At 60.0% G+C, this 11,459-nt stretch carries 10 protein-coding genes; 7 read left to right on the top strand and 3 right to left on the bottom strand.

The window, feature by feature from the left end; all coding sequences use genetic code 11:
- Nucleotides 1-27: 27 nt before the first annotated feature.
- Entirely contained in the window at nt 28-1,203 is a 1,176-nt protein-coding gene (locus CCGE531_RS07710; RefSeq protein ID WP_245459089.1) for an N-acetylmuramoyl-L-alanine amidase, read from the bottom strand.
- Nucleotides 1,204-1,920: 717 nt separating this feature from the next.
- Here CCGE531_RS07710 and CCGE531_RS07705 point away from each other — a divergent pair.
- On the top strand, nt 1,921-4,815 hold the full coding sequence (locus CCGE531_RS07705; RefSeq protein ID WP_120663656.1) for a ribonuclease E/G: 2,895 nt from the start codon (nt 1,921-1,923) through the stop codon (nt 4,813-4,815).
- A 158-nt stretch (nt 4,816-4,973) separates the two neighbouring features.
- Here the strand turns inward: CCGE531_RS07705 and CCGE531_RS35180 are convergent, their stop codons facing one another.
- On the bottom strand, nt 4,974-5,108 hold the full coding sequence (locus CCGE531_RS35180) for a hypothetical protein (protein WP_281024447.1): 135 nt from the start codon (nt 5,106-5,108) through the stop codon (nt 4,974-4,976).
- 60 nt (nt 5,109-5,168) lie between these two features.
- Complete coding sequence (locus CCGE531_RS07700; protein ID WP_120666602.1) at nt 5,169-6,326, bottom strand: aminotransferase class I/II-fold pyridoxal phosphate-dependent enzyme; 1,158 nt, start codon at nt 6,324-6,326, stop codon at nt 5,169-5,171.
- 212 nt (nt 6,327-6,538) lie between these two features.
- Here CCGE531_RS07700 and CCGE531_RS07695 point away from each other — a divergent pair, with 212 nt between their 5' ends.
- The 6 genes from CCGE531_RS07695 (at nt 6,539) to CCGE531_RS07670 (ending at nt 11,405) form a co-directional block, all read left to right on the top strand.
- On the top strand, nt 6,539-7,306 hold the full coding sequence (locus CCGE531_RS07695; protein ID WP_120663655.1) for a DsbA family protein: 768 nt from the start codon (nt 6,539-6,541) through the stop codon (nt 7,304-7,306).
- 205 nt (nt 7,307-7,511) lie between these two features.
- A complete protein-coding gene (gene aroQ, locus CCGE531_RS07690; protein ID WP_120663654.1) occupies nt 7,512-7,949 on the top strand; it encodes a type II 3-dehydroquinate dehydratase in 438 nt (145 codons plus the stop codon).
- A gap of 24 nt (nt 7,950-7,973) precedes the next feature.
- Nucleotides 7,974-8,441, top strand: coding sequence for an acetyl-CoA carboxylase biotin carboxyl carrier protein (gene accB, locus CCGE531_RS07685; protein WP_120663653.1), 468 nt, complete (start codon nt 7,974-7,976; stop codon nt 8,439-8,441).
- Nucleotides 8,442-8,445: 4 nt separating this feature from the next.
- The gene (gene accC, locus CCGE531_RS07680) at nt 8,446-9,798 is read left to right on the top strand and encodes an acetyl-CoA carboxylase biotin carboxylase subunit (RefSeq protein ID WP_120663652.1); all 1,353 of its coding nucleotides are present in this window, start codon (nt 8,446-8,448) and stop codon (nt 9,796-9,798) included.
- Nucleotides 9,799-9,801: 3 nt separating this feature from the next.
- On the top strand, nt 9,802-10,431 hold the full coding sequence (aat, locus tag CCGE531_RS07675; protein ID WP_120663651.1) for a leucyl/phenylalanyl-tRNA--protein transferase: 630 nt from the start codon (nt 9,802-9,804) through the stop codon (nt 10,429-10,431).
- A 338-nt stretch (nt 10,432-10,769) separates the two neighbouring features.
- Nucleotides 10,770-11,405, top strand: coding sequence for a DUF1062 domain-containing protein (locus tag CCGE531_RS07670; protein WP_120663650.1), 636 nt, complete (start codon nt 10,770-10,772; stop codon nt 11,403-11,405).
- The last annotated feature ends 54 nt before the right edge of the window (nt 11,406-11,459 follow it).

The following is an 11,459-nucleotide window of genomic DNA, read 5'->3' as shown; positions in this document are numbered from 1 at the left end:
ACGGTTGATCATCGGCATTCGGCGCCGTTAGCCGCCGTTCGCGATGATCGATACGCGATACTGCTTCACCGCTTCGGTCAGCCTGTCGGCCACCTTCTGCCGCCAATCGGGGTCGAGCAACAGCTTCTCGTCTTCCTTGTTGGAGAGAAAGCCGAGCTCGAGCAGGATCGAGGGTACATCCGGCGCCTGCAAGACCTGGAAGCCGGCGTGACGGTGCGGATTGTTGATCATCGAGACCTGGCCGTTGAACGAGGACAGCACATCCTGCGCCAGCGAGATGGAGAAGGCCTGCGTCTCGCGGCGGGTCAGATCCATCAGAATATCGTTGACGGCGGCCGGCTGTGCCTGAGCGTCGGCCCCGGCGATCTGATCGGAATTGTTTTCACGGTCGGCGACTTCGCCGGCAAGCCGGTCCGAAGCCTTGTCAGAGATCGTATAGACGGTCGCGCCGCGGATATCCTTCTGCTTCAGCGTATCAGCATGCAGCGAGATGAAAAGCGAGGCGCGGTTCTGGCGCGCGATGGTTACGCGCTCCGACAAGGACAAATATTGATCCTTGTCACGCGTGAGGAAGGCCTTGATGCCGGCCTGGGCATTCAGCTTGTCGGCAAACAGCTTCGCGAAGGCGAGCGTGATGTCCTTTTCCTGCGTGACGCCGTCGGTACCGGTCGCACCCGCGTCGATGCCGCCATGACCGGCGTCAACGGCGATCAGGAAGATATTCGGATCGGCCTTCTGCGTCGGCGCGACCGGACCGACATCCCTGGCGGTATCGTCGCTCGTCCAACTCTGCTTCTTCACCAGCTCGGCGAATTGTTCGGTCGGCACCATCTCGGCATCGAGCACGAGGCGCTGCCCCTTGCCTCCTTCATCGGCCTGCACCTTGGCCATGACCAGCTTCACCGGCTTTTTTGCCGTCAGCACGATGCGAGCGCTGTCTGCATCCATGGTGCCGTAGCGGATATCTTTGAAGAGACCGGTCGGCTTGAGATCGGCGGCCGGAAAGCCGAATGCCGTCGCGGGCAGATCGATCACCACGCGGGCGGGATTGTCGAGATAATGGACAGTGAAGGCCGGCTCTCGGTCCATGTCGATGACGATGCGCGTGCGGGCATCGTCGCCGGCTATGCGCGCGCCATAGGCGAGCAACGGACCATCCGCGGCCAAGGCAGGCGCAAATGCCGAAAGCACCACGAGAATCATAAGGGCGAAGGCCGCTGCCGCAATTCGCAAAGCCCTCACGCCAATCTCCGCCACATGCCGCAATCCCTTTACCAACTGTCCAACGCGCCCCATATTGGTTTCGGCGTTGTTTTTGAAGTCCCAATAGCGGAACCAGGTTTGACGTGATGGCCGCACCCGATGATGCGCCGGGAGACGAATCGTTGATGCGCCCTCCCCGCGTCCTCATCATCCGACGAATCCATCAATATTATGGCATACTTGGCTTTTCCCTTGCTATTGTGACAGATAAAACATACAACGCATATTAGGGTAGAAGTGTTGACGGGATAGAGTCGCCGCAAAGGCAGCCGCCTCGAGTACCAGGCGCCATAAGCGGCAGTCATCCGTCGTCTGCAGTGCTTCTGCTCCGAATAGTGGATATCTGAATTTCCGGTTCAGACGGGAAATTCATCGGTGGAGAGCCACCAAACGCTCTTTAGAGAGCACATTCATCGGACCCATTCGTTGGGTCTAAGGCATAGTCGATCTCGCTTGGTTACGGATGCTACCGCAGCAGCTTTTTAAGAGAGTGAACAGACCCCAGGGAAATGATGCCCCGGCTGCCGTCTGGATGCTGTCATCTCCGAACCAATCGCGACTTTCATTATCCGGTGCAGCAACGGCGGACCATGTCCGGCTTGTCCCAGCGACAGGCGGGCCCCCATCCGGTTGTCTGCGCCGAGGAGCACAGCTTTCATGGCAGACAAAATGCTTATCGATGCGTCTCACGAGGAAGAGACGCGCGTCGTTGTCGTTCGCGGGAACCGCATAGAAGAATTTGACTTCGAGTCTCAGCACAAGAAGCAAATCCGCGGCAACATCTATCTTGCAAAAGTAACGAGGGTCGAACCTTCGCTTCAGGCCGCATTCGTGGATTACGGCGGCAACCGGCACGGCTTCCTGGCCTTTGCCGAAATCCATCCCGACTACTATCAGATCCCTCTCGCCGATCGTCAGGCGCTTCTGAGGGCCGAGGCCGAAGAGCATCGCCGCGACGATGATGTCGAGCATGTGGAAACCGCGCTCGACCTTTCGCAGCAGGAACAGCCTGATATCGGCATCGTTCCCAAGAAGAGCGACGAAGCCGAAGTGCCGACCGCGATCGCGGAAGAGGCCTCCGTCCCGGAAGCAGCGGCGCCCGCAGAGGAAGCAATTCCGGCCAAGAAGCCGCGCCGCAGCCGCAAGAAGGTGGTAGCGGAGGCTCCCGCCGAAAAGGCATCCGCCCCGGAAGCGACGACGGCGATCGATGCGCCGAGCGAGGACGAGGACGGTCCGTCGGGCGAAATGGCCGCCATGGTCGAAACCGATTCGATCTCCGAAGACGTCCGCTCCTCCAAGCGCCGTCATGATGACGACGACGATGATGATCACGACCATGAAGAGGAAGTGATCGAATCCGTCGGCGCCGAAGACGCAATGGAAGAGGTTCCGGACCGCGTCCAGCGCAAGCCGCGCAAGCAGTACCGCATCCAGGAAGTCATCAAGCGCCGGCAGATCCTGCTGGTGCAGGTGGCCAAGGAAGAGCGCGGCAACAAGGGCGCGGCGCTCACCACCTATCTGTCGCTTGCAGGCCGCTATTCGGTTCTGATGCCGAATACGGCGCGCGGCGGCGGCATTTCCCGCAAGATCACCAATCCGCAGGACCGCAAGCGCCTGAAGGAAATTGCCAAGCTGCTCGAAGTGCCGCAGGGCATGGGCGTCATCCTGCGCACGGCGGGTGCCAACCGCACCAAGGTCGAAGTCAAGCGCGACTTCGAATATCTGATGCGCCTGTGGGAAAACGTCCGCACGCTGACGCTCGCTTCGACCGCTCCTTGCCTCGTCTATGAAGAAGGCAGCCTGATCAAGCGCTCGATCCGCGACCTCTACAACAAGGATATCGGCGAAGTCATCGTCTCCGGCGAGGAAGGCTATCGTGAAGCGAAAGACTTCATGAAGATGCTGATGCCGAGCCATGCCAAGGTGGTTCAGCCCTATCGCGACATCCATCCGATCTTCTCGCGCTCGGGCATCGAGGCGCAACTCGACCGCATGCTGCAGCCGCAGGTGACGCTGAAGTCCGGCGGTTACCTGATCATGAACCAGACGGAAGCGCTGGTTTCGATCGACGTCAACTCGGGCCGCTCGACCCGCGAACATTCGATCGAGGATACCGCGCTCCAGACGAACCTGGAGGCCGCCGATGAAGTGGCCCGTCAGCTTCGTCTGCGCGACCTTGCCGGCCTGATCGTCATCGACTTCATCGACATGGAAGAAAAGCGCAACAACCGCGCCGTCGAGAAGAAGCTGAAGGAGTGCCTGAAGAACGACCGCGCCCGTATCCAGGTCGGCCGCATCTCGCATTTCGGCCTTCTGGAAATGTCGCGCCAGCGCATCCGCGCATCGGTTCTGGAAAGCACGACGCAGATTTGCTCGCATTGCGGCGGTACCGGCCACGTGCGTTCGCAGTCCTCCGTCGCTCTGCACGTCCTGCGTGGCATCGAGGAATACCTGCTCAAGAACACGACGCACGACATCACCGTGCGCACGACGCCGGACATTGCGCTCTATCTGCTCAATCACAAGCGCCAGACGATCATTGATTACGAAACCCGCTTTGGCGTGGCGATCGTCATCGACGCCGACAATGCCGTCGGCACGCAGCATTTCGCGATCGACCGCGGCGAGCCTGTCGCCAATCCGGTGAAGATCGAAAGCCTGTTCAACTTCGCAGCCATCCCCGATGACGATGAAGACGATATCGTCATCGAAGCCGATGAGGACGAAGACGAAGAGCTGGAAGAAAAGGCCGCGGCAGCTACCGAGCAGCAGCCTGCCGCCCGCTCTGAGAACAATGACGGCAACCGCAAGCGCAAGCGTCGCCGCCGTCGTCGCGGCCGTGGCAATGATGGCCAGGCAGCTTCGGTTTCCGACGACGACTCCGTAGCGAATGCTGAAGATGCCGACGGAGAAGAAGGCGACGATGATGACGCCGATGCCGGCGCAGAAAACGCCGCATCCGCTGGTGGTGACGACGACGATGACGCGCAGCAGAAGCGCAAGCGCCGTCGTCGCGGCAAGCGTGGTGGCCGACGCAATCGTGAAAGCGAAGGCGGCGAACAGGCCGCAAGCGATGAAGCCAATTCGGACGAAGCCGATGGGGCTGACGCCGAAGAAGGTGACGAAGCAACCGTAACTGTGGCCGAGATCGCCGTTGCCGAAGGCGAAGCCGCCGTCGAGGGACAGCCCGCCATGGCAGCTGTCGAAACGGCAGCCATCGTCACCGAGGATGTCAAGCCCGCCAAGGGCCGCGGTCGCCGGAAGGCAAAGGCCGTCGAGGCATCGCCGGTCGAGACACCTGAGGTCGAAGCCGCACCCGCGGCAGATGTCGAAATCGAAGCGGTCGCAGAGATCGCCGAAGTTCTGGACAATCCGGCAGAGGCGTCGGCGACCGAAGATGCAGCCAAGCCGGCCCGCGCCAATCGCGAATCCAACGTTTCCTCCTCCGCTCCGGTGGTAAAGTCCACCCGCACCAATGAAGGTGGCGACGGCGATGGAGAGCCGACCAAGCCGAAGAAGGCCGGCTGGTGGCAGCGCCGCGGCTTCTTTTAAGAAGCTCGATAGGGAATGATTTGACAGAAATCCGGCCGTGGCGACGCGGCCGGATTTTTCGTTTCTGCTGACGGACGCTTTTGAAGGATGTGCGTAAGCGAGCCGGACAAAGGTGCTGTAGTTTTGCGATTGATCGCAAAATCTAGAGCATTTCCGGCTTAGCAGGTGCCGTGGAAATGCTCCATCTCTTTGCTTTCACGTAATTCCGGACGCAAAACCGCTTCGCACTTTTGCTGGAATTGCTCCAAGCGAAGGAAGCAGGTCTGAAAAAGATCGTGACGCACCATACGCATGCGACTTCCGAGCCTGCGAAAGTTCTTTCAAAAGTCTACGCAAATCATTGATTGCGGATACTATTTCAGCCAAGCCGCCATGCGTTCGGTGGCTTCCTCGATTTCGGCATTCGAGCCGGCATAGGAGATCCGCATCGCTCGATGTCCTTCTACTGGATCGAAATCGAGGCCGGGCGTGGCGGCGACATTGATTTCCGCCAGCATCTTGCGGGCGAAGGCCATGCTGTCATTGGTGAAGCGGCTGACGTCGACATAGGCGTAGAAGGCGCCATCCATCGGCGAGGCGATGCGGAAGCCGATTTCCGGCAGCCGGCGCATCAGGAAATCGCGGTTGCGGCCATAGCTTTCGCGATAGACATCGAGCTCGGCGCCAGCCCCGAGCGCCGCCTCGGCGGCAATCTGCGACAATTCCGGCGCCGAGATATAAAGGCTCTGGGCCACGCGCTCGATAGGGCGGACCAGCCGCTCCGGCAAGACCATCCAGCCGATGCGCCAGCCGGTCATGCAATAATATTTCGAGAAGGAATTGATGACGATCGCCTCGTCGGTCAGCTCCAGCGCGCTCGTCTCCTCGCCGACGAAGGTCAGCCCGTGATAGATCTCGTCGGAGATGAAGGCGATGGAACGGTCGGCGCAATAATCGGCAAGCGCCTTCAGCGCCGCCCTGCCCGTCACCGTGCCTGTGGGATTAGCGGGGCTTGCCAACAGCACGCCCTTCAGACGCTTGCCACTTGCTGCCTGTGCCGCCTCGAGGCTTTCAGGAGTGAGCGTAAACTGCGTCTCCTCGGTGACCGGCACCTCGATGACATCGAGACCGAGCGCTGCGAGGATATTGCGGTAGGCCGGATAGCCCGGCCGGGCGATGGCGACGCTGTCGCCGGCGTCGAACAATGTCAGGAAAGCGAGATTGAAGCCGGCCGACGATCCGGTGGTGATGGCAATCCGCTTCGGATCGATGCTCAAGCCATGACGTGCCTGATAATGAACGGAGAGTGCCTGCCGCAGGGCAAGCGTCCCCAGCGCATCCGTATAGCCGATGCGGCCATGGTCAAGGGCTGCGCGCGCCGCCTCCAGTGCCGCCTGCGGCGCGGGATGCGAGGGTTGCCCGACTGCCATGGAAATGACCGAGTGCCCAGCCTGCCGCCGCCGTGTCGCCTCGGCCAGGACATCCATGGCATGGAAGGGTTCGACATCGCTGCGCTTGGATAGGGAAAACAAGATCAATTCTCTCTCGGATCGGATCGGCATGCGACATTTGCCGCAATATCGGTTCGTTCACAATCCCGCGATTGCGGCTTTGTCGTGAAAATTCCTGTTTCTGGAGATAAGGACGCACCGTAAATTGTCGATGCATGTTTGCGGATACCGCCCCGACGATGTAATGCGCATCCCGAGAACGACGTCTCCGCTTAAATTCAAACGAGGACCCAATGACCTTTTCTCTCAAAAGACTGCTGACGGTTTCGGCGATTGCCTTGACAGCGTCCTTCGCCACAATCCAGCCGGCCGCCGCGCTGGATAACCAGCAGAAGAAGGAAATCGGGGATTTCATCAAGGAATATCTCGTCGAGCATCCGGAAGTTCTGCTGGACGCTCAGGCCGCACTCGAGAAGAAGCAGGACGACGCCCGTATCGCACAGTCGGGCCAGGTGATCGACCAGAACAAGGACGCGATCTTCAATTCCAAGGGTGACGTGGCCATCGGTAATCCGAAGGGCAGCATCACCGTCGTGGAATTCTTCGACTATAATTGCACCTATTGCCGGCATGCCCTCGGCGACATGGACACCCTGCTGAAGCAGGACAAGGACGTGCGCTTCGTGCTGAAGGAATTCCCGATCCTCGGCCAGGATTCGGTTGCCGCCTCACGCGTCTCCAACGCTTTCCGCCAGCTCGCGCCCGAAAAATATGAACAGTTCCACCGCAAGCTGCTGGGCAGCGATGGCCGCGCCTCCGAAGACACAGCTATCGAGGTCGCCACCTCGCTCGGCGTCAGCGAAGCGGCCATCCGCGCCGAAATGGCAAAAGCGCCGAACACCGATATGATCAAGGCAACCTACCAGCTTGCTTCGGATCTCAACGTCACGGGCACGCCCGCCTATGTGATCGGCAACGAGATGATTTCCGGCGCAATCGGCCTCGATGCCATCAAGCAGAAGATCGCCAATGTCCGCAGCTGCGGCAAAACCAGCTGCTGACGGGCGTGACAGCCGGCCTTGCGACGGGGGAGCAAATAGCCTGCTCGCATTTTGATAGTTTCAAAACGGCGCCGCGTCCTCGCGCGGCGCAAAAATGCCAAAATCGCGGCGTTTCCACACCTAGAGACATGCAACCTTCGCTCCGGGGCTTTCCTACAGGGCCTCGGGAGTCTATAGGTTGCGCTGCACTTTGACGGAACATCTGATGGCGCAAACTATTTTTGTCCTCAACGGACCCAATTTGAATGCCTTAGGCAAGCGCGAGCCGGGCATCTATGGCGGCAAGACGCTGAAGGATATCGAAGCCGACTGCAAGTCCGTCGGCGAAAGCCTGGGCTTCGTTGTCGATTTCCGACAGAGCAATCACGAAGGCACGCTGGTCGACTGGATGCACGAGGCGGACGACAAGGCCGTCGGCATCGCGATCAATCCTGGCGCCTACGGTCATACGTCGATCGCGCTGCACGATGCGATCCGCGCCATTTCCATTCCCGTCGTGGAGGTGCATATCTCCAACATCCACGCACGCGAAGAATTCCGGCACAAATCGATGATCGCGCCCGCTGCAAAGGGCATGATCTGCGGTTTCGGACCTTATAGCTACATCCTGGCGCTTCACGCGCTGAAATCCATCACCCAATAACAAAAATACAGGGCAAGAAATCCAATGGCTGAAAAGAAATCGGGTATCGACCAGGCGCTGATTCGCGATCTCGCCAACATTCTCAACGACACGGATCTGACCGAGATCGAAGTCGAGCAGGAAGATTTGCGCATTCGCGTGTCGCGCGCCGGCACGATGCAATATGTTCAAGCGCCGCTCGCCGCCCCGGCCGCTTTTGCCGCTCCGGCTGCAGCAGCCCCGGCAGCCGCCGCGCCCGCGGGCAAGACCCGCAATCCTGATAATGTCGTCAGCGCACCGATGGTCGGCACCGCCTATCTGGCACCGGCACCGGGAGCGGCCGACTTCATTCAGGTCGGCTCGGCCATCAAGGAGGGCCAGACCCTGCTGATCATCGAGGCCATGAAGACGATGAACCAGATTCCTGCGCCAAAGTCCGGTACGGTGACCGAAATCCTCGTTCAGGACGGACGTCCGGTCGAGTACGGCGAAGCCCTGGTCGTCATCGAGTAAGCCCATGCCCATCATTTCGAAGATTCTCATAGCCAATCGCGGAGAGATCGCCCTTCGGGTGCTGCGCGCCTGCAAGGAGCTGGGCATTGCGACCGTAGCGGTGCATTCGACCGCAGACGGCGACGCGATGCATGTGCGCCTTGCGGATGAAAGCGTCTGCATCGGCCCGCCGCCGTCGCGCGAAAGCTATCTCAACATCCATCAGATCGTCGCAGCCTGCGAGATCACCGGCGCGGATGCCGTGCATCCCGGCTATGGGTTCCTCTCGGAAAATGCCAAGTTCGCCGATATTCTCGAGGCGCATGGCATCACCTTCATCGGCCCGACGGCGGAACATATCCGCACCATGGGCGACAAGATCACCGCCAAGACCACCGCGCAGCAACTCGGCATTCCGGTTGTTCCCGGTTCCGACGGCGAGGTGAAGACCGAGGCGGACGCGCTGAAGACGGCGCGCGAGATCGGCTATCCGGTACTCATCAAGGCAACCGCCGGCGGTGGTGGCCGTGGCATGAAGGTCGCCCGCACGGAAGAGGACCTGATCGAAGCCTGGACGACGGCGCGCACGGAAGCGGGCGCCGCCTTCGGCAATGATTCCGTCTATATGGAAAAGTACCTCGGCAAGCCGCGCCATATCGAAATCCAGGTTTTCGGCGACGGCGAAGGCAATGCGATCCATCTCGGCGAACGCGACTGCTCGCTGCAGCGCCGCCACCAGAAGGTCTGGGAAGAGGCCAATTCTCCGGCGCTCAACGTCGAGCAGCGCATGAAGATCGGCAAGATCTGCGCCGATGCGATGATGAAGCTGAAGTATCGCGGCGCAGGTACCATCGAGTTTCTCTACGAGAACGGCGAGTTCTATTTCATCGAAATGAACACCCGCCTGCAGGTGGAGCATCCGGTGACGGAAGCCATTACCGGCATCGACCTCGTGCACGAGCAGATCCGCGTCGCCTCCGGCGGCGGTCTCTCGGTGACGCAGGACGAAGTGCATTTCCATGGCCATGCCATCGAATGCCGCATCAACGCCGAAGACGCCCGCACCTTCATCCCCTCGCCCGGCACGATCACGCATTTCCATGCGCCTGGTGGACTCGGTGTGCGCATCGATTCGGGCGCCTATCAGGGCTACAAGATCCCACCCTACTACGACAGCCTGATCGGCAAGTTGATCGTGCATGGCCGCACCCGTGTCGAGTGCATGATGCGCTTGCGCCGCGCGCTTGACGAATTCGTGGTCGACGGTATCAAGACCACCCTGCCGCTCTTCCAGGATCTGGTTTCCAATCAGGATATCGCCAATGGCGATTACGATATCCACTGGCTGGAAAACTACCTGGCAAAAACATCGGCCTAGCCAGTGCCCGGAGCGCGCGGCAAACATCCCGGCATTACCCCGGAGATTTTGCTGCGCGCCTATTCCATCGGGCTTTTCCCGATGGCGGAATCGGCCGATGACCCCGAAATCTTCTGGGTCGAGCCGGAATTGCGGGGCATCATCCCTCTCGATACGTTTCACGTCTCCAAGAGCCTCGCAAAGAAGATCCGTCAAAACCCCTTCGATATCCGCTTCGACACGGATTTCGAAGCTGTCATCGCAGCCTGCGCCGAACAGACGAGCGGCCGCCCGAGCACCTGGATCAACAAGACGATCCGCTCGCTCTACTCCACCCTGCACCATATCGGCCATGCCCATTCGGTAGAGGCCTGGGAAGGCGATCAACTGGTCGGGGGTCTTTACGGCGTTTCGCTGGGGTCCGCCTTCTTCGGCGAAAGCATGTTTTCCCGCCGCACGGATGCCTCGAAGATCTGCCTCGTCTATCTGGTCGAACGCCTGCGCGAACGCGGCTTCACCCTGCTCGACACGCAGTTCACCACCGGGCACCTGAAGACATTCGGCGCCATCGACATGCCGAGGGAAGCTTACGCCACGATGCTGGAGAAGGCGATGGAGTCGCCCAATCTCAGCTTTTCGGACAATCAGCCCTGAGCGGTTGGGATTCCTTTGATTTCGAAACGCTTCAAATCCTGATTGTGGTCTGCTATCCCTCCTGGCGAAGAGCGTTTGCGCGTCGAGGTTTCACTTTGCCTTTGTAAATACCGGTCTCATCCAAATCACCCAGTGCATCGGGGCGGCCCAGCGCCGTCTGGTGCATATTCATGTCCATCGGGTGATGGCCTGAGACCGGTTTGGCATTGTCACAACGCGCCTTACGCAGCTACCGCTGTCTCAGCTCTTCAGCCGTCCCGCAATATCGCCACACCGTGCCCTGACGGGCTTGTCTCACCGCCAGCTTGGTGGACTTCCAGACGGAAGACCAAGACGGTATGTGCAATATTCTTCAGGTCCGTTGGACCATTTCTCCTCGAACCTCGCCTCAGCCGTGGATCGCCTGCAGCGGCTGCGGATCTCCGAGACCCTTCAGGTCGAGCGGCAAGATCAGGCTCAATGCCAATGGCAAGAGGCTCGATGCCTGGCTCGTCTATAAATGCATCGATTGCGACAAGACCTGGAACCGGACGCTTTTCGAGCGCCGGACCGTTCACGATCTCGGCCCCTCCACGCTCGAGGCACTGCAGCGTAGCGATCCGAAGTGGGTTCGGACGCAGGAATTCGATCTCGACGGACTGAAGCGAAAGGCCAAGCGCATCGAAGAGCCGCCGGATGTCATCATTCGGAAGGAGACGACAGGTGCGGCAAGCGACTGGACTATGCTGGACATCGAGATATCAGCCGAGTTCCCGGTAAACCTCCGCCTTGATCGGCTGCTGGCGTCGGAACTGGCGATCTCACGTTCGCGGCTCCAAGCTCTCCAAGATGGGGGCAGATTGAAAATCTACCCGGACCGCAGCGATTTCCCGCGACACGGGCCGAAAGACGGCATGAGGATCACCCTCGACCTTTCAGAGGTCGCAGACCGTCAGGCGATAGGCGACGCGGCCGCCAATCCGGAACGAGGCTAAAACTATGCCCGCAGGAGCAAGGCTTCTGCGGGCTGTACAATTCTGCTGCGTATG

The organism is Rhizobium sp. CCGE531, from assembly GCF_003627795.1.
In the GTDB taxonomy this organism is placed as follows: Bacteria; Pseudomonadota; Alphaproteobacteria; order Rhizobiales; family Rhizobiaceae; genus Rhizobium.
This window is presented reverse-complemented; position numbering and strand designations above follow the sequence as displayed.